We start from the raw sequence: 25,830 nt of genomic DNA on the forward strand, positions 1-25,830 counted from the left end.
GAAGGTCGCGCCGGTGCGCCACACCAACGGGGTGAGGTGGGTGAACCACATCATCAGGCCGGTGCCCGGCATGACGAGCGTGGCACCGGCGATCCAGGCCGCGTAGATCTTCTGGCCGGCGTTGAACCTGCCGGCCGGGGTGGGCGGGGCGTCAGCTCGTGGGGGCATCGTCGCGCCCGTTCGAACGGCCGACCCGGGCGTCGGTGTCGTAGCCGCGCTCCTCCCGGTAGCCGGGCTCGGCGTCCTCGGTGACGGTGATGCCGGGGAGCCACTTGGCGACTGGCAGAAGTACATCGGGGCCACGTAGAGGCGGACCGGGCCGCCGTGGGCGTGACCGAGGTCCTCGTCCCGCACGCGCAGTGCGACCAGGACGTCGGCGCGGCGCGCCTGGTCGGGGGCGAGGCTCTCGGAGTACGCGCCGTCGAAGCGGGTCAAGCGCACCGCCCCGGCCGCCGGGCGCACTCCCGCGGCGTCCGGGAGCCGGGACGGGCGCACCCCCTCGAACGGCGTCCTCGGCACCCGCCAGCCGGTGACGCACTGGACGTCGCGGACCAGGCGGGTCTGCGACAGGGCCCTCAGCCCGGCCAGGGTGTGGGCGGTGGGGCGCTCCACGAGGCCGTCGACGGGCAGGCGACAGGTCTCGGCGTTCCTGCACGGTACGGAGGAGGTGACCGAGTAGGAGCGGAAGCCGCCGCCGTTCGGGAGCAGTCCGGTCAGGCCGGTGGGGTCCTTGCCGGAGGCGGCGGCGAGGAAGGACTCCAGGCCGCGCTGGAGCGTGGGCGCGGTGGCCACGCCGAGGGCGCCGAGGAGGACACGGCGCCCGACGGGGCCGCCCCGGTCTTCGCGGTCCTCCCGGTCTTCGCGGCCTTCCCGCTCCCCCGGCTCTTCGCGGTGCTCCGGTTCTTCCGGCTGTTCGGAGTCCACCCCTTCATTCGAGCACCCGCGACCCCTTGGGACCAGGGATCGCGGGTGCCGTCAGACTTCCGTCACCGCGCCGCCCTACGAGGTGCGCCCGGCTTCCTTCTCCAGCTGGAACGCCTCGTTGCCGAGTCCGATGCGGGCGTGCGTCTCGGGGGCTCGGGCGCGCAGGACCGCGCCGTGGACCAGGCCGACGACGAGGGCGAGGCCGATGACGCCGGGCAGGATCCAGCTCAGGGAGGAGCCGGGGCCCGCGCCGACCAGGACGTCGAAGTCCCTGACCGTGTAGCAGGCGATCACGACGAGGGCGATGCCCGCCAGCGAGGAGGTGACCAGCCGCCACGCCTGGGCGCCCGCGGCGCCGCGCCGGACGAAGAAGACGACGACGGACAGGGAGGCGATCGCCATCAGCACGATCACACCGAGCGCGCCGATGTTGCCGAACCAGGTGAACAGGTGCAGGACGGGCGCGGTCGGGTCACCGGTCGGCTTGTCGTCGGTGAGCGCGAAGGCGAGGACGAGCACGACGGCGATGACGGTCTGGAGCAGGGAGCCGGTGCCGGGGGCGCCGCTGGTGCCGGTGGTGCGGCCGAAGGCGGCGGGCAGCAGGCCTTCGCGTCCCATGGCGAAGGCGTAGCGGGCGACGACGTTGTGGAAGCTGAGCAGCGCCGCGAACATGCCGGTCACGAAGAGGACGTGCAGGACGTCGGTGAAGGTGCCGCCGAGCCGGGACTCGGTGAGGAAGAACAGCAGTCCCGCGCTCTGCTCCTGCGCGGTGCCGACGATCCCGGACGGGCCGGTGGCGACGGTGAGCGCCCAGCTGCTGATGGCGAAGAAGACGGCGACGCCGGTGACCGCGAGGAACATCACGCGCGGCACCAGGACGTGCGGCCTGCTGGTCTCCTCCGCGTACACGGGGGCCTGCTCGAAGCCGAGGAAGGCCGCGACGCAGAAGCACAGGGCGGTGCCCACGCCGGCGCCGGCGAGCGTGTCCGGGTTGAAGGCGTGCAGCGACAGGCCCTCCGTGCCGGGGTCGGCGATGGCCGCGATGTCGAAGACGACGACGAGCAGCACCTCGATGAGGAGCAGGACGCCGAGCACGCGCGCGTTGACGTCGATCTTCAGCCAGCCGAGCGCGCCGACGGCGGCCACGGCCACGAGTGCCGGTATCCACCAGGCGACCTCGATGTCGGCGTAGGTGGCGAAGAGACCGGAGACCTCGAAGCCGAGGATGCCGTAGATGCCGATCTGGAGGGCGTTGTAGGCGACGAGCGCGACCAGGGCCGCGCCCGCTCCGGCGGTGCCGCCGAGTCCGCGGGAGATGTAGGCGTAGAAGGCACCGGCGTTGTGGACGTGCCGGCTCATCTCGGCGTATCCGAGGCTGAACAGCACCAGCACGATGCCGAGGACCACGAAGAGCAGCGGCTGGCCGACGATGCCCATCACCGCGAACGTGGTGGGCATGACACCGGCGACCACCATGAGGGGCGCGGTCGCGGCGAGGACCGAGAGCAGCAGGCCCCCCGTGCCGAGGCGGTCCGCGCGCAGGGCGCGCTCCTGCCCCTTGAAGGTGCTGATGCTCTCGGCCGCGGATCTGCTCGTGCTCGAACTGTCCGTCGTCATCGGGAGACCGTCCTTGGGTCGGGTGTGGTTGCGGCGGCTGGGTCGGGATGGTGCGGGGGTGCGGGGCTGGGGTCAGACCGTGCCCAGGGCGGCGGCGCGGGCGGTGCGGAAGGCGGTGAGGGGGTCGCGTTCGGGGTACGACCAGGGGGACGGGGTGGCGTGGTCGCCGATGCGGTGGAACAGGGCGGCCGCCTCGGCGCCCCGGCCCTCGCAGACCTTGGCGTGGGCGAGGAAGTTCAGGTCGACCAGGCGGCGCGGGTGGCCTTCCTGCTCCCACTCCAGCCACCAGTCGAAGGCGGCCTTCATCACCTGCCGGGCGCGGCGGCCGACCCAGTGTCCGGAGGCGGCCGGGTCGGGGGGTTCGTGCCCGGCGGCGGCCAGCGCGCGGTAGCGCTCGGCGTGCGCGATGACCGGCAGGATCGCCAGCGGTGAGTCGGCGGGTGCCTGTTCGGCGGCCCAGTTGGCGAAGTCGTACACCTCGTGCAGCGGGTCCGGGCCCGCGTCCACACGGCGCTCGGCGAGCCAGGCGACCACCAGGTGGTGGGCGTGGTGGTGGTCCGCGTACCGGGCGCGGATCTGCTCGAAGAGCCGGACCACGTCCCCCTCGGCGCCCTGGGCGCACTCCAGCAGGAGCAGGCCGAGCCACGGGGTGGGGTCGGCGGGCACGAGCCCGGCGGCCTTCCGGCAGGCCTCGCGGGCGTGGGCCGGTTTGTCCTTGCCGCGCAGGGCGCGCCGGACCCGGGCCATGGCCAGCAGCACGGACGCGTCACCGGACTCGGGCTCGGCGAGCAGCCACTCGCGGGCCCAGGCGGCACAGTAGGACTCCCGGGCGAGCACCGTGATCCGGTGGCCGCGCCGGTCCCAGTCGTCCCCCGTGTGGACCAGCAGTGAGCGGGCGTTCTGCCAGCGGCCCTGCGCCAGTGCGGCACGCGCGGTGACGAGCTCGGTGTCGTCGAGTGCCTCGTCGAAGGCCTGCGCCGCGCGTCTGCGGGCACGGCCGAGGGGCGGCGGGGGTGGGGGCACCGCGGAACTTCCTCACGCGCTCTTCTTGTGGCTCGGTTCACGGCGGGCGGTCGGTACGGCAGTGGTCGGCTGCCGATTGCCATGAACTGATCACTCACAGCAAACCGTCAGCCCACGGATGACGTCAAGGGCACCCGAGGCGTTACACGCGTCAACTGCTGTGACTCGGGGACGACTTGTGGTGTGCAGACCGAAAGGCCCGGCACGCCCGCGCGGAGCGGGGGCGTGCGCGCCTGCTTGGATGGGCCCATGAGTGCCGCTGACGAGATCATCGACATCGTCGACGAGGACGACCGGGTGATCGGGCGGTCCCCGCGCGGCGAGGCCTACGCGCGGGGGCTGCGCCACCGCTGCGTCTTCGTCCTGGCCCGGGACGCCGAGGACCGGGTCTTCGTCCACCGGCGCACCCCGGCCAAGCTGGTCTTCCCCTCCCTGTACGACATGTTCGTCGGCGGGGTCGTCGGTGCGGGCGAGGGCTACGACGAGGCGGCCCTGCGGGAGGCCGAGGAGGAGCTGGGCGTCACCGGCCTGCCGCGCCCCGAGCACCTCTTCCGGTTCCTGTACGACGACGGCGCCGGCCGGACCTGGTGGTCGGCGGTGTACGAGGTCCGCTGCGGCCTGCCCGTGCGGCCGCAGGCCGAGGAGGTGGCCTGGCACGACTTCCTGCCGGAGACCGAACTGGAGCGGCGCCTGGGTGAGTGGGAGTGGGTCCCGGACGGACTGGCGGCGTACGAGCGGCTCAGGGCGTACCGGTCGGGTCCGCCGGGCCGGTCCACGGGAGACTGAGGTGGACGGGCCGCGTCCCGGTCGCGTCGCGGAGGGCCTCGGTGGCCGCGTCGGCGCCGGCCGTACCGGCGCCGGACCGCACCGGCCCGTGCGCGGGCTCGTCCCGGGCCGGGCCGGGGGAGACCGGGCAGGTCGGGCAGGTGCCCGGCGGCGGCGACGCCGTGACCGGGCGCCGCGCACCCGGTGCGCGGCGCGGCACCTTCCTGTCCGGAAGGTGGCGGGCCGCACCGGCGGCGCCCCCGGACGCGTGCCCCGGTAGGGTCGCCGGCGTGATCGAGTTCGTACGGAACGTCCGGTTGTGGTTCGTGCCCGAGGACGTGCGGCAGGAGGGCGCGACGCCCGACTACCGGTTCTCGCTGGCGAACGAGCGGACCTTCCTGGCCTGGCTGCGGACCGCCCTGGCGCTGATCGGCGGCGGCTTCGCCGTGGACCAGTTCCTGCCGGATCTGCGCTGGGGCTGGCGGGTCGGGCTGGCGCTCGCGCTGCTCGCCGCGGGCGTGCTGTGCGCGCTGCGCGCGGTCAACCACTGGGTGCGCTGCGAGCGGGCCATGCGCCGCGGCGAGGACCTGCCGGTGTCGCGGTTCCCTGCGCTGCTGGGCCTCGTCGTCGCGGTCGTGGCGGTGGCGATGGTCGTCGTCGTGCTCGTGGGGTGGGAGGGGTGACGGGGGCACGGGTCCGGGACCCCGGGCTGCAGCCCGAGCGGACCCGGCTGGCGTGGCGGCGTACGACTCTTTCGGGCGCCGTCGTGGCCGTGCTCGCCGGGAAGACCGCGCTGACCGGCGGAGTGTCCGCGGCCGGGCTCGTCGCGTGCGCCCTGTGCTGTGTCTGCTGGCTGGGGCTCCTGGGCCTCGCCCACCGCCGTATCCGCGCGCTCGCGGCCGCGAGCGCGCCGGGGGCGCTCGCTCCCCGGTACGCGTCCGCGGCGGTGTTCTGCACCGTGGCGCTGGCCGTATGCGGGACGGCCCTCGTCGTCCGGGGCTGACGGGCCCTCCCCGGGTCCGGTCGTCGGCCGTCCGGGCCGACGGTCCCTTCCCGGCCTACCCCTGCGTCTCCCCGGCCACCGTCACCACGATCTTGCCCCAGGTCCGGCCCTCCTGGCTCAGCCGGTGGGCGTCCGCCGCGCGCTCCAGCGGGAACGTCTCCGAGACGTGCACGCTCACCACGCCCTGTTCCGCCAGTTCGGACAGGCGCCGCAGGTCCTGGGGGTCGGGGCGGACGAAGTGGTACCGGCCGCCGTAGTTCACCACCTCGTTGTCGGTGATCGACGCCAGGCGGCCCTCGGGGGCGAGCAGGTTCGCGGAGACCTTCAGGGCGTCGCCGCCGACCGTGTCGAACACCGCGTCCACGCCCTCGGGGGCCAGCCCGCGCACCCGTTCGGCCAGGCCCTCGCCGTAGCTCACCGGCTCCCCGCCCAGCCGGCGGACGAAGTCGTGGTTGTGCTCGCTCGCCGTACCGATGACCCGGGCGCCGAGGTGGGCGGCGAGCTGGACGGCGAGGGAGCCGACACCGCCGGCCGCGGCGTGCACCAGGACGGTCTCGCCGCGCTTGGCCTCGAGGACCTTGTGCAGGACCTGGTAGGCGGTGAGGCCCGCGAGGGGCAGACCGGCCGCCTCCTCGAAGGTCAGGTTGCGCGGCTTGGGCGCCAGGGTGCGCACCGGGGCGGCCACGTACTCGGCGAAGGTGCCCCGGGAGAGGAAGTCCTCGCGCACGTAGCCGATGACCTCGTCGCCGGCGGCGAACTCCGGGACGGCGACTCCGGGACGGACGACCACGCCCGAGACGTCCCAGCCCGGGATCACCGGGAAGACGGCCTGGAGGACCGGATCGAGGTAGCCCTCGCGGCACTTCCAGTCGACCGGGTTGACGGCCGCGGCCCGGACCTTCACGAGCACCGAGTCGGGTCCGACCCTGGGCTCGTCCGCCTCCTCCAGTCCGAGCACCTCGGGGCCGCCGTACCGTGAGTACCTGATCGCCTTCATGCGTCCGACCCTCCGGGGTCGCCCCGCGCCGCGCAAGCCGAACGGCCCGATGTGCGCCGTTCGCGTGACGCCGGGCGGACGCCGGTCACCGGGAGCCCTATCGTGGCCCCGATCACGTTTCGCCCTCGCTCTGGACTCCATACCGACCGGTCGGCATCATGAGGCGGTACCGTTCACCTGTCTGAGGAGCGACGATGAGCCCCGACCACCCGCCCGGACTCGATCTCGACCGGCTGCGCGGCCTGCTCGACCGGGAGCGGCCCGGCCTGGTGAACGGCCCGCTCTCCGGCCGGCTGATCGAGGGCGGCAGGTCGAACCTCACGTACGCGGTCTCCGACGGCACCGCGCGGTGGGTCGTACGCCGGCCGCCGCTCGGCCACGTCCTGGCCACCGCGCACGACATGAAGCGCGAGCACCGTGTCATCAGCGCGCTGCACCCGACCGCCGTGCCGGTGCCGGCTCCGGTGCTGCTGTGCGAGGACGAGGAGGTGCTGGGGGCGCCCTTCTACGTCATGGAGTTCGTCGAGGGGACTCCCTACCGCACGGCCGCCCAGCTCGCCCCGCTCGGCCCCGAGCGCACCCGGGGCGCCGTGCTGAACCTGGTGGACACGCTGGTCGAGCTGCACGCCGTGGACCCGGGCGAGGCGGGCCTGGCGGACTTCGGCCGGCCCGAGGGCTTCCTGGACCGGCAGCTGCGCCGCTGGGGCAAGCAGCTGGACGCCTCACGCAACCGGGAGCTGGCCGGGATCGACGAGCTGCACGCCGCGCTCGGACGCGACCTGCCCCGCTCCCCCGCGCCGGCCGTGGTGCACGGCGACTACCGCCTCGACAACGTCCTGATCGGTGAGGACGACCGGATCAGGGCGATCCTCGACTGGGAGATGTCCACCCTCGGCGACCCGCTGACCGACCTGGGCCTGCTGGTGATGTACAGCACGCCGCTGGGCACGCCGGACTCCCCCGTCTCCACGACCGCCGAGGCCGCCGGGCACCCGGCGCCGGCGGAGCTGATCGAGCGGTACGCCGCGCGCTCGGGGCGCGACGTCTCCGCGGTCTCCTGGTACACGGCGTTCGCCTGGTTCAAGCTCGCCGTGATCCTCGAGGGCATCCACTACCGCTACACGCTGGGCCAGACGGTCGGGCGCGGTTTCGACCGCATCGGCGAGCTGGTCCCCGTCTTCATCGAGCACGGTCTGACCACGCTGCACGAGGGCCTCCAGGAGGGCTGATCGCCATGGACTTCGCGTTCGACGCGCGCACCGAGGAGCTGCGCGCCAAGCTCCTCGCCTTCATGGACGAGTACGTCCATCCCGCCGAGCAGGTGGTGCACGAACAGCGCGCCGGGCTGGACTCGCCGTGGGAGAACGTCCCCGTCGTGGAGGAGCTGAAGGCCGAGGCGCGCAGGCAGGGGCTGTGGAACCTGTTCCTGCCCGACTCCGAGTACGGCGCCGGGCTCACCAACCTCCAGTACGCCCCGCTCGCCGAGATCATGGGCCGCTCCCCGCAGCTGGCGCCCACGGTCACCAACTGCGCGGCACCGGACACCGGGAACATGGAGGTGCTGGCGCAGTTCGGCGACGAGCGGCAGAAGAAGCAGTGGCTCGAGCCGCTGCTCGCCGGTGAGATCCGCTCGGCGTTCGCGATGACCGAGCCGGAGGTGGCCTCCTCCGACGCCACCAACATCACCACGCACATCGAGCGGGACGGTGACGAGTACGTCATCACCGGCCGCAAGTGGTACATCTCCGGGGCGATGCACCCGGACTGCAGGATCTTCATCGTGATGGGCAAGACCGACCCGGACGGGGCGGACATCCGGCGCCAGCAGTCCATGGTCCTCGTCCCGCGCGACACCCCCGGCGTCACGATCACGCGCGCGATGCAGGTGTTCGGTTACGAGGACCACTACCACGGCGGCCACGCCGAGGTGGTCTTCGACCACGCGCGCGTGCCGGTGTCGAACCTGATCGGCGAGGAGGGCGGCGGTTTCGCCATCGCCCAGGCCCGGCTCGGACCCGGCCGGATCCACCACTGCATGCGGCTGATCGGCATGGCCGAGCGGGCGATCGAGCTGATGTGCCGCCGGGCCGTGTCCCGGGACGCCTTCGGCAAGGCGCTGGCGCAGCAGGGCGTGGTGCAGAACTGGATCGCCGACGCGCGCGTCGCGGTCGAGCAGCTGCGGCTGCTGGTGCTGAAGACGGCCTGGATGATGGACACGGTCGGCAACAAGGGCGCCCACACGGAGATCCAGGCCATCAAGATCGCCACCCCGCGCACGGTCGTCGGCATCCTCGACCGGGCGATCCAGCTGTACGGCGCGGGCGGGGTCAGCCAGGACTTCCCGCTGGCCGAGCTGTACGCCGGGGCGCGCACGCTGATGATCGCCGACGGCCCGGACGAGGTGCACCAGAGGTCGCTGGCGCGGCGGGAGCTGAAGAAGTACCTGTAGGCGCTCTCCAGTGACCGCCGGACGGAGTGTGGTCCGCCGGCGCCGGCGCGCGCAGGAAGTCGCGCAGGCGCAGGAGCCGGCGGGCCACGAGGCGGCGCCCGTCGGCCGGCGGCCCTCCTCCGAGCCCTCGGCTCCGCTCGATCGGGGAGGCGCCCCCACCGGTCTGCGGCGCCGTACCCCCTGCGACGTGACCCGGGCGGGTCCGCCGGTGGATCCGGTGCGGGCCGGGATCGGGGTGGCGTTCGCCCCCGGCCGGTCGGTGAGCGGGCGGGGCTGCCGTGCCCGGAGGTCCGGCAGCCGGATCCGGGGCGCACGGTGGTGCCGGCCGGGCGCGGTCCGAGGCCGCGCGACCCCGCGGCGGCGGCCCTGCTCCATCACCTCATGGACGACGACGGCCTCATGGACGCAGCGCCCGCAGCAGCAGGTCCGCGAGGTGGTCGGCGACCTGCTGCGGGCTGAGCGGGCCGTCGGGGCGGTACCAGGTCGACAGGTGGTGCACGGAGCCGAAGTGGTAGTCGACCACCAGGTCGGCCGGGGTGGCCCTGGAGAAGACGCCCGCCTCCTGGCCCTCCTCGATCAGCGCACGGAAGCGTTCGTGGTAGCGGCGGCGCTCGGCGCGCACCTGCTTGTTCTTCTCCGGGCTCAGGTGGTGCATGGAGCGGAAGAAGATCGACGCGTCGTCGAGGTTCTCGATCGTCGTGACGACGACGTCGGCCGCCGCGCCGCGCAGACGCTTCTCGATCGGCTCGTCGGCGTCCGCGAAGGCGTCCAGGCGCTCCTGCTGGACGCGCAGCACGCGTGCGTACACCTCGTGCAGCAGGTCGTCCTTGGAACCGAAGTAGTGGTAGAGCGCCCCCTTGGTGACGCCGGCCGCCTCGACGATCTCCTGCACGGAGGTGCGGTCGTACCCCTGCTCGGCGAAGAGCCGGGTGGCGGCGGCCAGAAGCCGCTGCGGTACGGGGGTCCCGTCACCGTCCGTCGTCCTGGGCACTGCCGCCACCCGCCTTTCCGTGTCGCTGCTCGTTGTCGTGCGTCGGGGAACGCGGTTCCCGACGGAGGATCTTCTCACTGGCCGTTCTCGGCAAGTCGGGCAGGATCTCCACCCGGCGCGGGTACGTGCGGACGGCCGGTCTCTCCTTGCCGTACGCGGCGGGCGCGTCCGGGTTCCACCGGAGCCTTCGGGCGCGGCGGGAGGGAGGCGCGGGGCACTGGTACGTCACTCGGTCACCGGGTCGCCTCCCAGTGCTGCTGGACGCGGTTCATGCCGGAGAGCCAGCGGTCGGGGTCGGTGGCACGGGCCTGGTAGTACTCGGCGACCTCGGGATGCGGCAGGATCAGGAAGCGGTCCTCCTCGATGCCCCGGAAGAGGGCGTCGGCCACGTCCTCCGGCTCGATCGCGGTCGGCTTGAGCACCAGGTCGCCCGCGCTGCCGCTGGCGTCGAGCATGTCGGTGCGCACGCCCTGCGGGCAGATCGCGTGGACCTTCACACCGCGGTGGCGGTACGTCAGCGACAGCCACTCGGCGAAGGCGTACGCGCCGTGCTTGGTGACGCTGTAGGGGGCGGTGCCGATCATGGTGAGCAGTCCGGCGGCGGAGACGGTGGAGACGAAGCGTCCGCTGCCGCGCTCCAGCCAGTCCGGGAGCAGCACGTGCGCCGCGCGGACGTGCGCCATGACGTTGACGTCCCAGGAGAGCGCCCAGCCCCGCTCGTCGAGGGGGGCGCCGGGCTCTCCGCCGTTCCGGCCGATGCCGGCGTTGGCGCAGTAGACGTCGACCGTGCCGCCGAGCGCGTCGCGGGCCTCGGTGACGGTCGCGGAGGCGTCGCCCGGGACGGCGATGCCGCCGATCTCCTCGGCGACCGCCTTCGCGCGGTCGGCGTCCAGGTCGTTGACGACGACCTGGGCCCCCTGTCCGGCGAAGCGCCGGGCGAGTGCCGCCCCGATGCCGCCCCCGGCCCCCGTGACGACCACCTTCGCACCCTGCACGGCTTCCACCATCGGTCTCCTTCGACGCGGCTTCCTCGCACCGCCGCGGGGTCGCCGCGCGCAGGTCGGCTCCGGCCGTGCGGCGGCTGCGGCGATGAGGTTCGTCGCGTCAGACTAACCGGTCGGTATGCACGGTGGAAGAGGTGACCCGAACGGGGGCGGTCCGGTTCGTTCCCCGGGGCCGTCACGCGCGCTAGCGTGCGTGCTCATGACACCCGCCGCGATCACGGAGGTCACCGCATGAAGCTGTCCAGACGGAGCCTGCTCGCCACCACCACGGCCGCGGTGGCCGCGTCCGCCGCCCCGGCGCACGCGGCCACCGGGCGGGCCCCGGCCGGAGGCCGCAGGCTGCGCACCGGGTTCGAGCGGCTCGCCGCGGACGGCTACGCGCCGCTCGACGGGCAGCGGGTCGGCGTCGTCACCAACCCGACGGGCATCGCCCGGGACGTACGGCACATCGTGGACGTCATGCACGACGACGACCGCGTGGACCTGATCGCCGTCTTCGGCCCCGAGCACGGCTTCCGGGGCACCGCGCAGGCGGGCGGCTCCGAGGGCCGCCACGACGACCCGGCGACCGGCCTGCCCGTGTACGACACCTACCTGAAGAGCGGTCAGCCGCTCGCCGACGTCTTCACCGCCTCCGGCGTGGACACGGTCGTCTTCGACATCCAGGACGTGGGCGCGCGCTTCTACACGTACATCTGGACCCTGTTCGACTGCATGGAGGCGGCGCGGCTCGCGGGCAAGCGGTTCGTCGTCCTCGACCGGCCGAACCCGGTGACGGGGCGGGCGGCACTGGGCCCGGTGCTGCACAAGGAGTTCGCGACCTTCGTCGGGCGGCAGCCGATCTCGCAGGCGCACGGGATGACGGTGGCGGAGCTGGCGCTGCTGTTCAACGGCGAGTTCCTCCGGGCGCCGGTGCCGCTGGAGACCGTGCGCATGTCGGGCTGGAAGCGGTCGGACTTCTACGACGCCTCCGGACTGCCCTGGGTGCCGCCGAGCCCGAACATGCCGACGCCGGAGACGGCTCTGGTGTACTCGGGGACGTGCCTGTTCGAGGGCACCAACCTGTCCGAGGGGCGCGGGACGACCCGGCCGTTCGAGCTGTTGGGCGCCGAGGGGATCGACGGCCGCTGGGCGGCCGAGGCGAACGGGCTGGGGCTGGCGGGCGTGCGATTCCGCGAGGCGTACTTCGCGCCCGCGTTCTCCAAGTTCCAGGGCAGGACCGTCGGGGGCGTGCAGCTCCACGTGCACGACCGGGAGGCGTTCGATCCCGTGCGCACGGGGATCGGGCTGCTGGTCACGGCCAAGCGGGTGTGGAGCGGGTTCGCCTGGCGCCCGGACAACTGGATCGACAGGCTCACCGGCTCCACGCGGGTGCGCACGATGATCGACGCGGGGGCGGACACGGACGAGGTGGTGGCCGGCTGGCAGGAGGAGCTGGCGGCGTTCCGCAGGACGCGCCGGGAGTACCTGCTGTACCGCTGAGCGGGCTTCGGCGGCGGGCCGGGAGGGACCGGACCGCCGCCGTTCCGTGCCACCTGTGCTTCCGTGCCACCTGCACTCCGTACCACCTGCGCTCCGCGTCACCCGTGCGAGGTGGAGCTCACGATCCGCCGGCGGTCGGCACCTGTCGCCGCCGCGCCTGTTCACCGCCGTGACCTGGGACGTCGCGGGTCCGGCCGCGGTCGCCCGGGGCCCCGGGGCGAAAAGACCGGCGACCGGCACGCATATCGACGTGGTCTTCAGGAACCCGTGGCAGCCGCGGGGAGTTCTCAGTCTGCCGGGAACGGTGCGCGGGGCGCGCGCCGTGGCATGGGGTCCCTCCTCCCGACGAGGGCGGGGCGGGACGTTCCCATGGACGGTCACGGACGACTGCGGACAACCGCGGACGACCACAACTGAAGCGCGCGCCACGGGAGTTGGCATGTGCGTCCCCGCGGCCGACCGATGGGGGCCATCGGAAAAGGATGGAGCCGATTCGCGTGTCGATACGTCTATTCGGCGACGTCCGTGCGACGACGCCGAAGTGACGGACTACAGGTGCAGGTGTGACGGAGGTGCAGGACGATGGCCGGTTTCCGGAGTCTGGCGAGACAGGTCCGAGATCCGCGGTGCGACCCGGCACTGCGGCGTTATTCGCTGCGCAAGTGCCTTGAGCGGTTCGCTCCTTACGGGCACAGGGCGACCTGGGACCATCTGTGCTCGCGGGCCGGGTTCGATCCCGAGGACCGCTCCGTCGACCCGGCGCGGCTCGTGGCCGCACTGGAGGAGTTGGAGGAGGCACGGGCGGTCTGGCTGGCCTACGAGGTCGAGTTCGCCGAGCGCCGCAGGAAGGAGAAGCACGACGGGCTGCGCAGGCCGGGCAGTGTGGACGACTGGCACCGGCTGACCTGGGGCGGTTTCGGCGTGGCCTGGTGCGACGATCCGCGGGTGCATCCGCGGGAGCCGCTGGCCGAGGTGCTGCGGCGGCTGATCGCCGCGCTGGAGCGCGAGCCGGGTTCGGCCTGCCCCGTGTGCCGGGGGGAACGGCTCGTGTGGCGGTACGGCCTGGACCACGAGCCGTCGGCGGGCCCGGTCTGCACGGACTGCGGAATCCTCGTGCCGCGCCCCGTGCTCACCCCCGAGGCCCTGGCGGACGCCAGGCGGGCGAGGCTGCTGGTGTCGGCCTGAGGAACGCCCGGGGAGCCGGGAGCGCCGGAGAGCGTGGGGGTGCGCCGGGGATGCCGCACCCCCGCTGTCTTCCTCCGGGGACCGAGGAGACCGAGCAGGGTCCGGAACGAGGAGACGGTGGAGTGCAGGTGTGTCTGAACGGGACCCGGAGCGCCGCCGATGGGGCGGGGATCCCGTTGTCGCCGGAGGCGATGGCCGAGTCGGCGGCGGAAGCGGTCGCGGCCGGGGCGACGGACCTCCACGTCCATCCGAAGACGCCGTGCGGACGGGACACGTTGTCGCCGCGGGTGCTCGCCCGGACGCTGGAGGCGATACGGGCGCGGGTCCCGGTGCCGGTCGGTGTGACGACGGGCGCCTGGGCGGAACCCGATCCCGCGGTCCGGCTGGAGCGGGTGCGGAGCTGGGCCGGTCTGCCCGAGCCGCCCGACCACGCCTCGGTCAACTGGCACGAGCCGGGGGCCGAGGATGTCGCCGCCGCGCTCATGGAGATGGGCGTCCGCGTCGAGGCCGGCGTCTGGACCGGCACGGACGGGGCGGCGCGGTTCTCCGCCTCGGCGCTCGCGCCCGGGGTGTTCCGGGTGCTGGCCGAGGTGACGGACCCGGAGCCGGCGAGCGCGCAGCGGTCCGCACTCGCCCTGCTGTCCGAACTGGGCTCCGCGCACGGCCGTCCGGTCCTGCTGCACGGCGAGGAGGGCGGCGCCTGGCCGGTGCTGCGCCTCGCGGGCCGGCTGGGACTCGCGACCCGCGTCGGTCTGGAGGACACGCTGTTCCTGCCGGACGGCCGGGCGGCGGGGTCCAACGCCCAGCTGGTGGCGGAGGCGGTGAGGATCCACGGACGGGCCCGGCGGGTGGCTCAGGACCAAAGCGGGCGGATCGCGCCGCACGGCGCGCGGCCGACGGCTGCGGACAGCCGACGGCGCGCCCTGCGCGGGCGTCGGCGTCCCGACCGTAGCAGCGGGTAAACCGGTCGCTCCACACCTTTCTCCTGCGGACAGTCGGAGGTGATGAAACGCACCTGCGAAGCCTAGGAGCCGTCCCGATGTCGACGCTGCGCGTCACCGCCGAAGTCCTGACCGTCCATGAGCATCCGGGCGCCGACGCCCTCGAACTGGCCCAGGTGGGCCTGTACCGGGCCGTCGTCGCCAAGGGCGCCTACCGCACGGGAGACGCCGCGGTCTACATCCCCGAGCAGGCCGTGCTGCCGGCCGGCCTGATCGAGGAACTGGGTCTGACCGGCCGTCTGGCGGGCGGCAACCACGACCGGGTCAAGGCGGTCCGGCTGCGCGGTGAGCTGTCGCAGGGCATCGTGTGCCGGCCGAGGGCACTCGCGGGCGTCGATCTGGTCAAGGCGGCCGGGGACGGCACCGACTTCGCGGAGCTGCTCGGCATCACCAAGTGGGTACCGCCCGTACCGCCCGCCATGAGCGGCGAGGTGGAGTCCGCGCCCGAGCTGCTGCCGTGGGTCGACATCGAGAACGTCCAGCGCTACCCGGAGGTGTTCACCCCCGGCGAGCCCGTGGTGCTCACCGAGAAGCTGCACGGCTCGGCCTGCCTGCTGACGTACGTCGCCGACGAGGGGCGGGTGCACGTCTCCTCCAAGGGATTCGGCTCCCGGTCACTGGCGCTGAAGGAGGACCCCCGCAACCTGTACTGGCGTGCGGTGCGCGGGCACGGCGTCGCCGAGGTCGCGGCGGAGCTCGCCGAGCGGCTGGGGGCACGGCGCGTCGGCGTCTTCGGCGAGGTGTACGGCGCGGGGGTGCAGGACCTGACGTACGGCGCGGACGGGCGGCGCGACACCCTCGGGTACGCCGTGTTCGACGTGTCCGCGGAGATCGACGGCCGGGTACGCTGGCTGGACGCGGCGGAACTGCTCCAGGGGCGGCTGCCGTTGGTGCCACGGCTGTTCGAGGGCCCGTACGACAGCGAGCGGGTGCTGGAGATCGCCACCGGCCGCGAGACGGTGTCCGGGCGGGAGCTGCACCTGCGGGAGGGCGTGGTGATCCGCCCGGCCGTCGAGCGGTACAGCGCGGTGACCGGCGGCCGCGCCATCGCGAAGGCGGTCAGCCCGGCGTATCTGACCCGGAAGGGCGCCACGGAGTACGAGTGAGCGGGGCGGCGCACGGCGCCGGGCGCCACGGGTCGCCCCGGGTGTCCGGCACCGGCGGCCGTCTCCCGCACCGCCCGCTTCCACGGCTGCCGAGCGGGCCGGGGCGTGCTCTCCGGCGGCCCGGCGGCCCGCGGACGCACGCCCCGGGCCGCCGCGCCGTCGGGCCGCGGCTGCCAACGGCCTCACCGCGGACCCTGGGAGCCCGTCGCCGCGCCGGCGCCGGCGGTCAGCGGGTTTCCTCCGGTGCGCGTTCCCGGCGTGCGCGGCGTTGTCTTCCGTTGCCGTTCTCGGCCATCAGGCGGGAACCCGTCAGGCGTTCGCCGAAGACGTCGTCCGGGTTGGACAGGACGCAGCCGTCCAGGGAGAGGCAGCCGCAGCCGATGCAGTCGGTGAGGTGGTCGCGCAGGCGGTTGAGCTGCTTGATGCGCTCCTCCAGCTCCGAACGCCAGGCCTCGGAGAGGCGGGCCCAGTCCTCCCGGGTGGGCGTGCGCTCCTCGGGGAGTTCGGCGAGCGCCTCGCGGATCGTGGCGAGCGGGATGCCGACGCGCTGGGCGGCACGGATGAAGGCGACCCGGCGCAGGGTGTCACGGCTGTAGCGGCGCTGGTTGCCCGCGGTGCGGCGGCTGCTGATCAGGCCTTTGGACTCGTAGAAGTGCAGGGCGGAGACGGCGGCACCGCTGCGGGCGGAGAGCTGGCCGACCGTGAGCTCGTGGATCTTCTCTGGAATCTGGGGCACCTCTCGAACCCTACCGACCCCGTGCGGCGCCCGGTCCGTTGACAGGGACTGCGCCGCCGACCATGCTAAGCAGTTGCTTAGGCATGCGCGCAGCGACGCGCGTGCGACTACGTGACGCGGGAGGCCGGGACATGGCAGAGCCGAGGATCTTCACGTCCGCCGACGACCTGAAGGCGGCGGTGGGCGAGCAGCTGGGGTACACGGACTGGCTGGAGGTCGACCAGAAGCGGATCGACCTGTTCGCCGAGGCCACCGGGGACCACCAGTGGATCCACGTCGACCCGGAGAAGGCCGCCGCGGGGCCGTTCGGGACGACCATCGCGCACGGGTACCTGACGCTGTCGCTGCTGCCGCTCTTCGGCCCGCAGCTGATCTCCGTCGAGGGCGTGAAGATGGGCGTCAACTACGGCACCAACAAGGTGCGCTTCCCGGCCCCCGTCCCGGTCGGCTCGCGGCTGCGCGCCACCGCGACGATCACCGCCGTCGACGAGGTGCCGGGCGGCGTCCAGGTGGCCACCGCCTTCACCGTGGAGCGGGAGGGCGGCGACAAGCCGGTGTGCGTGGCCGAGTCGGTGGCCCGCTACTACCTCTGAGCGGCGCCGGGACCCCCGGCCCCGACCATCCGCAGCACGAGGTCGGCGTAGAGCGCGCCGACCTCCTCGGGGGTGCGGGGACCGTCGACGTTGAACCAGCGGGCCACGTCGATGCAGAGGGAGAGCACGGCGAGGGTGGTGCCGTGCACGTCGACGACGTCGAACTCGCCGGAACGCACCCCCTCCTCGATGATCCCGCGCACCTCGGCGTCGACCTTCCGGCGCAGCCCGAGGATCTCGGCGCGGGCGTCGGGGCCGAGCGAGTCGAGCTCGTACTGCACGACCCGGGCGGTGGTGCGGCCGCCCGCGTGCCAGCGGACGAAGGAGCTGACGGCGTCGGCGAGCCGCTCGGTCGCGCTGCCCTCGGCGCGGGACGCCGTGCGCAGGATCTCCAGGGCCTTCTCGTGGCCGATCCTGCTGATGCGGTGGAGCAGCTCTTCCTTGGTCTTGTAGTGGATGTAGAGCGCGGCCGGGCTCATCCCGGCGCGGCTCGCGATGTCACGGGTCGTCGTGGCGTGGTAGCCGCGCTCCGCGAACGCCTCGACGGCGGCGAGCAGCAGCCGTCGGGCCGCATCGGGTGTGACCTCACCCCACGGCTGCGCCTCACCGCCGGCCGTCTCCTCCGCCGTACTCATCGCTCACCCCATTCACTGGCAGGGGTAACACCATACCGCTGAGGGTGAGCGGGCGCTTAGCGAGCCCGTCGTCACAGTTTCTGCAGGGGGTCGTGCTCGGCGAGCAGCTTCTCCAGGCGCGCCTGGTCGACCCGGTTCACGATCTGCCCGGCCTCCTGGCGGTCGCGGATGACCTTGGCCAGGGTGAAGGCGGAGGTGACGAGGTACAGGACCGCGATGCCCAGGAAGGCACGGACCCAGGCGTCGGCCTGGAGGTTGAAGATACCGATCGCGGTGGCGCCCAGGGCGACCGCGAAGGACGCGACGGCCTGACCGTAGAAGGCGGCCGTGCTCTGCTGCTTGACCGGTGTGTCACTCATGGGGACCAGGGTCGGCGGACGTGGCCCCGGCCACATCCGCTCAGGTACTCAGATGCGTACTCAGAACGCCGAAACCCCGGTGAGGGCGCGGCCGATGACCAGTTTCTGAATCTGGCTGGTGCCCTCGTAGAGGGTCATCACCCGGGCGTCGCGCAGGAGTTTGCCGGCCGGGTACTCGTCGATGTAGCCGTAGCCGCCGAAGACCTGCAGGGCGTTGTTGGCGGCGCGGACGGCCGCCTCCGAGGCGAAGAGCTTGGCCTTGGAGGACTCGACGGCGAACGGCTGCCCCCGGTCGATCAGGTCGGCGACCCGCCAGGTCAGCAGCCGGGCCGCGTCGACGTCCACGGCGATGTCGCTGATCAGCTCCTGGACGAGCTGGTGGCGGGCGATGGCCTTCCCGAACTGCTCGCGCTCGCCGGCGTAGCGCACGGCGGCGTCCAGGGCGGCCTGGGCTATGCCGACGCAGCCCGCCGCGACCGACATGCGGCCCTTGGCGAGGGCGGACATGGCGACCGCGAATCCCTTGCCCTCGGGGCCGAGCATCGCGGAGGCGGGGACGCGCACGTCCTGAAGGACCAGCTCGGCGGTGGCCTGGCCGCGCAGACCGAGCTTGCCGTGGACGGCGCGGCGGGTCAGGCCGGGGGCGTCGGCGGGGACGAGGAAGGCGGAGACGCCCTTGTGGCCGGGGGCGTCGGTGGAGCGGGCGAAGAGCAGGACGACGTCGGCCCAGGTGCCGTTGGTGATGAACATCTTGGCGCCGTTGAGGACGTAGTCGCCGCCGTCGCGCACCGCGCGCGTGGAGAGGTTGCCGGCGTCGGAACCGGTGCCCGGCTCGGTGAGGCCGAAGCAGCCGACGTACGCGCCGGAGGTGAGCCCCGGCAGCCAGGTCCGCTTCTGCTCCTCGGTCCCCCAGGAGGCGACGGTCTTGGCGACCAGGCCGAGGGACACGGAGACGATGCCGCGCACCGAGGAGTCGCCGCGCCCGAGCTCCTCGGTGACCAGGCAGTACGCGAGGTGGTCGCCGCCCGAGCCGCCGTACTCCTCGTCGATCGTGAGCCCGAGGAACCCGACCTCGCCGAGCTTCCCGACGATGCCGCGGTCGACCTCCTCGGCGCGGTCCCAGGCGGCGGCGTGGGGGACGACCTCGCGCTCCACGAAGTCGCGGGCCAGCCGCCTGACGGCCTCCTGTTCCTCGCTGAGCTCCAGATTCATGCCGAGTCACCCCAGGGGAAAGCCATTTGAAATCCGTACATTTAAATTAGCACTGCTAGTTTCTGGTTGCAGCCCTACTATGTGCGCCATGGCCCGACCGCGCAAGCCCCTGCTCAGCACCGACCGGATCGTCGAGACGGCCCGTGCGCTCGTGGACGCGGAGGGCCTGGCGGCCGTCTCCACGCGCCGGCTCGCCGCGGAGCTGGGAGTGAGCGGGCCCTCGCTCTACAACCACTTCCGCACCAAGGACGAGATCCTGGAGGCGGTGGCCGACTCGGTGAGCGCGCTGGTCGACCTGTCGATGTTCGAGGACGGCCGGGACTGGCGGACCGCGCTGCACGACTGGGCGGTCTCCTACCGGGCCGCGCTGCGCGACCACCCCAACATCGTGCCGGTCCTCGCCCGCGGTCCCGGCCGCCGTCCGGCGGCGCTGCGGCTCGCCGACGCGGTCTACGGCGCGATGGTCGAGGCGGGGTGGCCGCCCGCGCAGGCCACCTCCATCGGCGCGCTGATGCGGTACTTCATCATGGGCTCCGCGCTCGGCTCCTTCGCGGGCGGTTTCGTGGACGACGCGAGCGCCTACGACCCCGCCGACTACCCCCACCTCGGGCAGGCCCATCTGCTCGCCGAGCAGCAGGAGAAGATCGACGAGCGGGCCTTCGAGACGGGGCTGACGGCGCTGCTGGACGGACTGGCGCTCCAGTACGAGCAGGTGGTGCGGGGCACCGCGTAGGCGGGGCCGCGGGCGGTCCGGCGGCGGCGCGAGACTTCGGCGGGTGCCGAAGTGTCCGTGCCCCATGCTGGAGGGCATGACCACGAGGGACCCCCGGGCCGCCGGACTGGCGCGGCTCACCGGACTGATCGCCGACGAGACCCGGGCCGCGTGTCTGCTGGCGCTGCTGGACGGGCGCGCCTGGACGGCGGGCGAGCTGGCGCGGCACGCGGGTGTCGCCGCGTCGACGCTGAGCGAGCACCTGGGCAAGCTCGTCACGGGCGGGCTGCTGGCCGAGGAGCGGCAGGGGCGGCACCGGTACGTACGGCTGGCCGACGCGACGGCCGCCCAGCTGGTGGAGGACCTGGCCGCGCGGGTCGCGCCGGGCACCGCCGTCCGGCGCCCGCGCACCCTGCGCGAGTCGACCGCCGGATCGGCGATGGCCCGGGGCCGCACCTGCTACGACCATCTCGCCGGCCGGCTCGGCATCGTCGTCACGGACGCCTTCACCGCGCGCGGTCTGCTGCGCCGGGACACCGGCTTCGCGCTCACCGACGCCGGTCTGCGGTGGTTCGACACGGCCGGCATCGCCCTCGACCGCCGCGGCCGGCGCCCGCTGGCCCGCGCCTGCCTGGACTGGACGGAACGCCGACCCCACCTCGCCGGGGCCGCAGGCGCGGCCCTGTGCCGGCACGCCCTTCAGGCGCGGTGGTGCGTCCGCATCGGCTCCGAGCGCGCGGTGAAGGTGACGGACACGGGGGAGCGCGCGCTGTCCGAGCTGCTGGGGATCGAGGCGGGGGTCCTGCGCTGACCGGCGGTCCCCTCCCGGCCGGCCCCGCCGGCCCCGCCGACTCCCCGCCGGCCCCGCCGGCCCCACCGCCCCGACCGTCCTCGGCCGGCCCCGCGTCCGAAATCCGCGAGCCCTCCGCCCCCTCCCCTCCTAGCGTCAGGAGCATGATGAACGACTCCCCCTCGCGTCCCGCCCGCCGTACGGAGGTGCTCGCCGCCGGTGCGGCCGGTGTCACCGTCGTGCTGTGGGCCTCCGCCTTCGTGTCGATCCGCAGCGCGGGCGCCGCGTACTCGCCGGGGGCGCTCGCCCTCGGGCGGTTGCTGGCCGGTGCCCTGGCGCTGGGAGCGATCTGTCTGCTGCGGCGCGAGGGGATGCCGCCCCGGGCTGCGTGGCGGGGGATCCTGATATCGGGGCTGCTCTGGTTCGGGTTCTACATGGTGGCCCTCAACTGGGGCGAACAGCAGGTCGACGCCGGCACCGCCGCCCTGGTGGTGAACGTCGGGCCGATCCTCATCGCCCTGCTCGGTGCCCGGCTGCTCGGGGACCCGATGCCGCCGAGGCTGCTGGCGGGGATGGCCGTGTCGTTCGCCGGCGCGGTGACGGTGGGGCTGTCGATGTCCGGCGAGGGCGGGGCCTCGGTGCTCGGGGTGGCCCTGTGCCTGCTGGCGGCCGTGGCGTACGCGGCCGGTGTGGTCGCGCAGAAGCCGGCGCTGGGTGCGGCGAGCCCCCTGCAGGTGACGACGTACGGGTGTCTGGTCGGGGCGGTGGCGTGTCTGCCGTTCGCCGGTCAGCTCGTGCGGGAGGCCGCCGACGCGCCCGTCCCCGCCACGCTCAACATGGTCTACCTGGGCGTCTTCCCGACCGCCCTGGCCTTCACCACCTGGGCCTACGCGCTGGCCCGGACCACCGCGAGCCGGATGGGGGCGACCACGTACGCGGTACCCGCCCTGGTGGTGCTGATGTCGTGGCTGGCGCTGGGCGAGGTGCCGGGGCCGCTCACGCTCGCGGGCGGTGTCCTGTGTCTCGCGGGCGTGGCGGTGTCGCGGTCCCGTTCCCGGCCGGGGGCGGCGGCCCGGGCGGCCGCGGTGCCGGCCTCCCGGCAGGAGGCCGGACAGCCGCGGGCCGGCCGGACGTCCGGACCGACGTGACGCGGCCGACCGGGCGTCCGGGCTCCGGGGTTCGGGGGTCCGGGGTCTAGAAGACCACCAGGGCGCGTCCGCCCTTGCCGGCGAGCATGGTGTCGAAGGCGGCCGGGATGCCGTCCAGGGTGATCCGTTCGGTCACCAGGGCACCCGGGTCGAGGCGGCCCGCCCTGATGTGCTCGGCGAGGACCGGGAGGTCCCGGACGGGATCGGAGTCGCCGTAGACGCAGCCGGACAGGGTCCTGCCCCAGTGGAAGATCTCCAGGGCGTTGAAGGTGACCCGCTGGTCCTTGCCGCCGATGCCGACGACCGTGGTGCGCCCACCGCGCCGGGTGGAGTCCCAGGCCGTGCGGATGGTGCTCGCCCGGCCGACGCACTCGACGGCCGCGTCCACGCCCTGCTTCCCGGTGCGGGCGCGGATCTCGCGGGCGGTGGTGTCCGAGGCGACGAGGTAGTCGGTGGCGCCCGCGGACCGGGCCAGCTCCTCCTTCTCCGGGGAGACGTCGACCGCGACGATCGTCGACGCGCCCGCGATGCGGGCCGACTGGAGCGCGGCGAGACCCACTCCCCCGACGCCGAAGACGGCGACCGTCTCGCCCGGCAGGACCCTGGCGGAGTGGTGGACCGCGCCGTAGCCGGTGAGCACGGCGCAGCCCAGCAGGGCGGCGTCGGTGAGCGGGACACCGTCCGGGGCGGGCAGGACGCAGGACGCGGGCACCACCGTCTCCTCGGCGAACGCGGCGACGTTCAGGCCGGGGTACAGCTCGGTGCCGTCGTCGGTGCGGCGGGCGTGGACCTCGGCGGCGCCGTTGAGGGCGTTGGCGCACAGCCAGACCTCACCGCGCCCGCAGGCGGGGCAGGCTCCGCAGGAGGGCGCCCAGTTGAGGACGACTCCGTCACCGGGCGCGAGGTGGGTGACGCCCTCGCCGACGGCGACGACCCTGCCCGCGCCCTCGTGGCCGAGGACGGCCGGGACCGGCAGGCGCATGGTGCCGTTGGCCAGGGACAGGTCGGAGTGGCAGACCCCGGCGGCGGCGAGCCGGACGCGGACCCGGCCGGGGCCGGGTTCGGGCAGGTCGATCCCGGTGATCTCCAGCGGGGCGTCGACGGCGGGCAGAACGGCGGCGCGGACAGCCATGACGGATACGACTCCCCTAGAACTGGAGGGACTTGGTCTGGAGGTACTCGGTCAGGCCGTGCACGCCGAGTTCCCGGCCCACGCCCGACTGCTTGTAACCGCCGAAGGGCGCGAGCGGGTTGAAGCTCCCGCCGTTGATGTCGACCTGGCCGGTGTCCATCCGGCGGGCGAAGGCCACCGCCTCCGCCTCGTCACCGGCCCAGACGGCGCCGGAGAGGCCGTAGACGGTGCCGTTGGCGATGCGCAGGGCGTCCTCCTCGTCGTCGTAGCGCAGGACGCACAGGACCGGGCCGAAGATCTCCTCCTGGGCGACGGTCATCTCCGGGGTGACGTCGGCGAGGACGGTCGGGCTGACGAAGCAGCCCTTCTCGCGCGGCGCCTCGGGACCGCCGGCGACCAGGCGGGCGCCCTCGGCCACGCCCTTCTCGATGTAACCGCGCACGCGCTCCTGCTGCCGCGCGTTGACGAGCGGGCCGATGCGGTCGCCGTACTTCGCGGCGGCGGCCGCGGCGAGCTCCACCGCCTCGTCGTAGCTGTCCCGGTGGACCAGCATGCGGGTCCAGGCGCTGCACGTCTGGCCGGAGTTGGACATGACGTTGGCGACGCCGACGTTGACCGCGCGGGCCAGGTCGGCGCTCGGCAGGATGACGTTGGCGGACTTGCCGCCGAGTTCGAGGGCGACCCTCTTGACCATGCCCGAGGCGATCGCGCCGATGCGGCGGCCGACGGCGGTGGAGCCGGTGAAGGACACCAGGTCGACGTCCGGGTGCTCGGCGAGGGCCTGGCCGGCCACCGGGCCGAGGCCGGTGACGAGGTTGAACACGCCCGCCGGGACCCCGGCCTCGTGCACCGCCTCGGCGAAGAGCCGGGCGGTCAGCGGGGTGTCCTCGGCGGGCTTGACGACGATGGTGCAGCCGGCGGCGAGGGCGGGGGCGACCTTGGCGACGATCTGGTGGAGCGGGTAGTTCCAGGGGGTGATCGCGCCGACCACGCCGACCGGCTCGTGGAGGACCGTGGAGTTGCCCGTCTTCTCCTCGAAGGCGTACGTGGCCGCCAGCTCGGCGTACGAACCCGCCACCATGACCGGCATGCCGACGTGGACGGCCTGCGCGAGCTTCGGGGGCGCGCCGAGTTCGGCGGTCACCGTCCGGGCGATCTCGTCCTGGCGGGCCACGAGCGCGTCCCGGAGGGCGGTCAGGCGGGCGGCGCGCTCGGCGGGCGGGGTGGCGGACCAGGCCGGGAGGGCGGCGCGGGCGGCGCGTACGGCGGCGTCGACGTCCTCCACGGTGCCCGCGGGGACCGTGGCGATCACCTGCTCGTCGGCCGGGTCCACGACCTCGATCACGTCGGGGCCGGCGGCGGGGCGCCATGAGCCGCCGATGTACATGCCGTCGTATGCCTTCATCGTGCTTCCTCCGGTGGCGGGGCGTCGTCGTCCGGCACATAAACTAGCGGCGTTAGTTTTCCCGCGCCAGAGGGGCCCGCGGGAGCGGGCGGCCGACCCGTGATCGGACCGCGCGGTCTCACTCCTCCAGGTCGGGCAGGCGCTCCGGGTTCGGGCAGATGCGTTCGCCGTGCTGGTCGAAGACGAACAGGTGGGCGAGATCGACCAGGAGCGGCACCTGCATGCCGTGCCGGAGGCGGATGTCGGGGGTGGTGCGGACGATGAGGTCACCCGGCACGCGCGGCTCGGCGGAGGCGGGGGCCGGCCGTTCCGCCCGCTCGGGCCGGTCCAGCGTCGCCACGGTCCCCGCGCGCAGCGCGCCGGTCCGTTCCCGCAGGCGCTCCAGGACCGTGCCCTCGCGGCGGCGGCGCCGGGGCGTGCGGTCGGGGCGGGGGCGCGGCGCCTCCAGTTCGGGGACGACGGCGGGACGGGAGCCGGTGTTGAAGTGGACGAGGACCTCGTGGCCCTGGAACTCCACGTGCTCCACCAGGCCGGTGAGCACCACCTCGCCGGGACGGGCGGCGGCGGGCTTGGCGATGCGGACGGCCTCGGAGCGCAGCCCCACGATGACCTCGCGGCCCTGCTGCACGCGCAGCAACTGGTGGTCCAGGGACAGGGGTTCGGGCAGCCGCAGGAACTGCTTGCCCAGGCTGATGGTCATCGCCCCGTCCAGCGGGGCGCGGACCAGGCCGCGCAGCAGGTTGATGCGCGGGGTGCCGATGAACGCGGCGACGAAGACGTTGCTCGGCAGCGAGTACACCGTGCGCGGGGTGCCGACCTGCTGGAGGACTCCGCCGCGCAGCACGGCGACGCGATCCCCGAGCGACATCGCCTCGGACTGGTCGTGGGTGACGTAGACGGTGGTGACGCCCAGTTCCCGGGTGAGCTGGGAGATCTCGGCGCGCAGGTGGTTGCGGAGCTTGGCATCCAGGTTGGACAGCGGCTCGTCCATCAGGAAGGCGGAGGGGTGGCGGGCGATGGCCCGGCCCATGGCGACACGCTGGCGTTCGCCGCCGGAGAGCTGGGCGGGGAAGCGGTCGAGCAGGTCCTCGATGCCCAGCATGCGGGCGGTGGCGTCCACGCGCGGGGCCGGGTCGACGCCCGGCGCCTCGATGCGCAGCGGGAAGCCGATGTTGTCGCGGCTGGTCATGCTCGGGTACAGGGCGAAGTTCTGGAACACCATCGCCATGTCCCGGTCGGAGGGCGGCAGGTCGTTGCCGTACTCCCCGTCGAGGAAGAGCTGTCCCTCGTCGATGTCCTCCAGACCGGCGATCATCCTGAGCACGGTGGACTTTCCGCAGCCGGACGGGCCGAGCAGGACGAGGAACTCGCCCGGCGCGATGTCCAGCGACAACCGGTCCACCACGCGGACGCCTCGTGCGTAGGCCTTGCTCACGTCGTGCAGGGAGATGGCGCGTGTCATGAGGGTGCCCCCGGGGGCTCATCAGGGCGCTGGTGCTCCGCGGTCGGACGCCTCGTACGGGCCGTACGGGGCGTGTGAGTCACGGAAGCTAACGGAAAG

The 25,830-nt window shown here is 73.6% G+C and carries 25 protein-coding genes and 2 pseudogenes; 13 read left to right on the forward strand and 14 right to left on the reverse strand.

Annotated features, from left to right (window positions below; genetic code table 11):
* Positions 1–151 precede the first annotated feature (151 nt).
* From RIM90_RS09420 to RIM90_RS09430, 3 genes and pseudogenes are all read right to left on the reverse strand, one after another.
* Positions 152–924 (reverse strand): annotated as a pseudogene (locus tag RIM90_RS09420) (molybdopterin-dependent oxidoreductase).
* A gap of 75 nt (positions 925–999) precedes the next feature.
* The gene (locus RIM90_RS09425; RefSeq protein WP_309060146.1) at positions 1,000–2,541 is read right to left on the reverse strand and encodes an APC family permease; all 1,542 of its coding nucleotides are present in this window, start codon (positions 2,539–2,541) and stop codon (positions 1,000–1,002) included.
* A gap of 72 nt (positions 2,542–2,613) precedes the next feature.
* Positions 2,614–3,564, reverse strand: a complete 951-nt coding sequence (locus RIM90_RS09430) for a hypothetical protein (RefSeq protein ID WP_309060147.1) — start codon at positions 3,562–3,564, stop codon at positions 2,614–2,616.
* Positions 3,565–3,813: 249 nt separating this feature from the next.
* Between RIM90_RS09430 and RIM90_RS09435 the strand changes: the two genes are divergently transcribed.
* The 3 genes from RIM90_RS09435 (at position 3,814) to RIM90_RS09445 (ending at position 5,332) form a co-directional block, all read left to right on the forward strand.
* The gene (locus RIM90_RS09435; protein WP_309060148.1) at positions 3,814–4,350 is read left to right on the forward strand and encodes an NUDIX domain-containing protein; all 537 of its coding nucleotides are present in this window, start codon (positions 3,814–3,816) and stop codon (positions 4,348–4,350) included.
* A 269-nt stretch (positions 4,351–4,619) separates the two neighbouring features.
* On the forward strand, positions 4,620–5,012 hold the full coding sequence (locus tag RIM90_RS09440) for a DUF202 domain-containing protein (protein WP_309060149.1): 393 nt from the start codon (positions 4,620–4,622) through the stop codon (positions 5,010–5,012).
* Positions 5,009–5,332 (forward strand): DUF202 domain-containing protein, encoded by a 324-nt coding sequence (locus RIM90_RS09445; protein WP_309060150.1) that lies wholly within the window; start codon positions 5,009–5,011, stop codon positions 5,330–5,332. Before RIM90_RS09440 ends, RIM90_RS09445 begins: the two co-directional genes overlap by 4 nt.
* Before the next feature lie 55 nt (positions 5,333–5,387).
* Here the strand turns inward: RIM90_RS09445 and RIM90_RS09450 are convergent, their stop codons facing one another.
* Positions 5,388–6,329 carry an NADP-dependent oxidoreductase gene (locus tag RIM90_RS09450; protein WP_309060151.1) on the reverse strand — a complete coding sequence of 314 codons (942 nt, stop codon included), beginning with the start codon at positions 6,327–6,329 and terminating at the stop codon, positions 5,388–5,390.
* A 194-nt stretch (positions 6,330–6,523) separates the two neighbouring features.
* On the opposite strand from RIM90_RS09450, the gene RIM90_RS09455 reads away from it, so the two are divergent.
* Positions 6,524–7,558, forward strand: coding sequence for a phosphotransferase family protein (locus RIM90_RS09455; RefSeq protein WP_309060152.1), 1,035 nt, complete (start codon positions 6,524–6,526; stop codon positions 7,556–7,558).
* A gap of 5 nt (positions 7,559–7,563) precedes the next feature.
* On the forward strand, positions 7,564–8,778 hold the full coding sequence (locus tag RIM90_RS09460) for an acyl-CoA dehydrogenase (protein WP_309060153.1): 1,215 nt from the start codon (positions 7,564–7,566) through the stop codon (positions 8,776–8,778).
* Between the two features lie 397 nt (positions 8,779–9,175).
* On the opposite strand, the gene RIM90_RS09465 is transcribed toward RIM90_RS09460, so the two are convergent.
* The 3 genes and pseudogenes from RIM90_RS09465 to RIM90_RS09475 form a co-directional block, all read right to left on the reverse strand.
* The gene (locus tag RIM90_RS09465; RefSeq protein ID WP_016826963.1) at positions 9,176–9,769 is read right to left on the reverse strand and encodes a TetR/AcrR family transcriptional regulator; all 594 of its coding nucleotides are present in this window, start codon (positions 9,767–9,769) and stop codon (positions 9,176–9,178) included.
* Positions 9,747–9,944: pseudogene (locus tag RIM90_RS09470) on the reverse strand (hypothetical protein); the annotation flags it as partial. The pseudogene RIM90_RS09470 and the gene RIM90_RS09465, both read right to left, overlap by 23 nt.
* Positions 9,945–10,002: 58 nt before the next feature.
* Positions 10,003–10,776 (reverse strand): SDR family oxidoreductase, encoded by a 774-nt coding sequence (locus RIM90_RS09475; protein WP_309060154.1) that lies wholly within the window; start codon positions 10,774–10,776, stop codon positions 10,003–10,005.
* 228 nt (positions 10,777–11,004) lie between these two features.
* Between RIM90_RS09475 and RIM90_RS09480 the strand changes: the two genes are divergently transcribed.
* The 4 genes from RIM90_RS09480 (at position 11,005) to RIM90_RS09495 (ending at position 15,547) form a co-directional block, all read left to right on the forward strand.
* Positions 11,005–12,255, forward strand: coding sequence for a DUF1343 domain-containing protein (locus RIM90_RS09480; protein WP_309060155.1), 1,251 nt, complete (start codon positions 11,005–11,007; stop codon positions 12,253–12,255).
* A 582-nt stretch (positions 12,256–12,837) separates the two neighbouring features.
* Complete coding sequence (locus RIM90_RS09485) at positions 12,838–13,440, forward strand: hypothetical protein (protein ID WP_309060156.1); 603 nt, start codon at positions 12,838–12,840, stop codon at positions 13,438–13,440.
* A 122-nt stretch (positions 13,441–13,562) separates the two neighbouring features.
* Complete coding sequence (locus tag RIM90_RS09490; RefSeq protein ID WP_309060157.1) at positions 13,563–14,402, forward strand: 3-keto-5-aminohexanoate cleavage protein; 840 nt, start codon at positions 13,563–13,565, stop codon at positions 14,400–14,402.
* A 77-nt stretch (positions 14,403–14,479) separates the two neighbouring features.
* Positions 14,480–15,547 carry an RNA ligase (ATP) gene (locus RIM90_RS09495; RefSeq protein WP_309060158.1) on the forward strand — a complete coding sequence of 356 codons (1,068 nt, stop codon included), beginning with the start codon at positions 14,480–14,482 and terminating at the stop codon, positions 15,545–15,547.
* A gap of 226 nt (positions 15,548–15,773) precedes the next feature.
* Here the strand turns inward: RIM90_RS09495 and soxR are convergent, their stop codons facing one another.
* A complete protein-coding gene (gene soxR, locus RIM90_RS09500) occupies positions 15,774–16,283 on the reverse strand; it encodes a redox-sensitive transcriptional activator SoxR (RefSeq protein WP_309060159.1) in 510 nt (169 codons plus the stop codon).
* 131 nt (positions 16,284–16,414) lie between these two features.
* Here soxR and RIM90_RS09505 point away from each other — a divergent pair, with 131 nt between their 5' ends.
* Positions 16,415–16,876 carry a MaoC family dehydratase gene (locus RIM90_RS09505; protein WP_309060160.1) on the forward strand — a complete coding sequence of 154 codons (462 nt, stop codon included), beginning with the start codon at positions 16,415–16,417 and terminating at the stop codon, positions 16,874–16,876.
* Here the strand turns inward: RIM90_RS09505 and RIM90_RS09510 are convergent.
* The 3 genes from RIM90_RS09510 to RIM90_RS09520 all read right to left on the reverse strand — a co-directional run bounded on the left by RIM90_RS09510 (position 16,867) and on the right by RIM90_RS09520 (position 19,082).
* Positions 16,867–17,511 carry a TetR/AcrR family transcriptional regulator gene (locus tag RIM90_RS09510; protein ID WP_309060161.1) on the reverse strand — a complete coding sequence of 215 codons (645 nt, stop codon included), beginning with the start codon at positions 17,509–17,511 and terminating at the stop codon, positions 16,867–16,869. The two genes, RIM90_RS09505 and RIM90_RS09510, sit on opposite strands and share 10 nt — an antisense overlap.
* Before the next feature lie 71 nt (positions 17,512–17,582).
* Positions 17,583–17,870, reverse strand: coding sequence for a YiaA/YiaB family inner membrane protein (locus RIM90_RS09515; protein WP_309060162.1), 288 nt, complete (start codon positions 17,868–17,870; stop codon positions 17,583–17,585).
* 60 nt (positions 17,871–17,930) lie between these two features.
* Positions 17,931–19,082: an acyl-CoA dehydrogenase family protein gene (locus tag RIM90_RS09520; protein WP_309060163.1), complete on the reverse strand. Its 1,152-nt coding sequence runs from the start codon at positions 19,080–19,082 to the stop codon at positions 17,931–17,933.
* 79 nt (positions 19,083–19,161) lie between these two features.
* Here RIM90_RS09520 and RIM90_RS09525 point away from each other — a divergent pair, with 79 nt between their 5' ends.
* From RIM90_RS09525 to RIM90_RS09535, 3 genes are all read left to right on the forward strand, one after another.
* Entirely contained in the window at positions 19,162–19,815 is a 654-nt protein-coding gene (locus RIM90_RS09525; protein WP_309060164.1) for a TetR/AcrR family transcriptional regulator, read from the forward strand.
* A 64-nt stretch (positions 19,816–19,879) separates the two neighbouring features.
* Entirely contained in the window at positions 19,880–20,605 is a 726-nt protein-coding gene (locus tag RIM90_RS09530; RefSeq protein ID WP_375165417.1) for an ArsR/SmtB family transcription factor, read from the forward strand.
* Positions 20,606–20,751: 146 nt separating this feature from the next.
* The gene (locus RIM90_RS09535) at positions 20,752–21,732 is read left to right on the forward strand and encodes a DMT family transporter (RefSeq protein ID WP_309060192.1); all 981 of its coding nucleotides are present in this window, start codon (positions 20,752–20,754) and stop codon (positions 21,730–21,732) included.
* A 46-nt stretch (positions 21,733–21,778) separates the two neighbouring features.
* On the opposite strand, the gene RIM90_RS09540 is transcribed toward RIM90_RS09535, so the two are convergent.
* The 3 genes from RIM90_RS09540 to RIM90_RS09550 form a co-directional block, all read right to left on the reverse strand.
* Positions 21,779–22,864 carry a Zn-dependent alcohol dehydrogenase gene (locus tag RIM90_RS09540; RefSeq protein ID WP_309060166.1) on the reverse strand — a complete coding sequence of 362 codons (1,086 nt, stop codon included), beginning with the start codon at positions 22,862–22,864 and terminating at the stop codon, positions 21,779–21,781.
* Positions 22,865–22,880: 16 nt separating this feature from the next.
* Complete coding sequence (locus tag RIM90_RS09545) at positions 22,881–24,269, reverse strand: aldehyde dehydrogenase family protein (RefSeq protein WP_309060167.1); 1,389 nt, start codon at positions 24,267–24,269, stop codon at positions 22,881–22,883.
* A 118-nt stretch (positions 24,270–24,387) separates the two neighbouring features.
* Complete coding sequence (locus RIM90_RS09550; RefSeq protein WP_309060168.1) at positions 24,388–25,731, reverse strand: ABC transporter ATP-binding protein; 1,344 nt, start codon at positions 25,729–25,731, stop codon at positions 24,388–24,390.
* Positions 25,732–25,830 lie beyond the last annotated feature (99 nt).

Source organism: Streptomyces sp., assembly GCF_031181555.1.
GTDB classification, from domain to species: Bacteria; Actinomycetota; Actinomycetes; order Streptomycetales; family Streptomycetaceae; genus Streptomyces; species Streptomyces fimbriatus.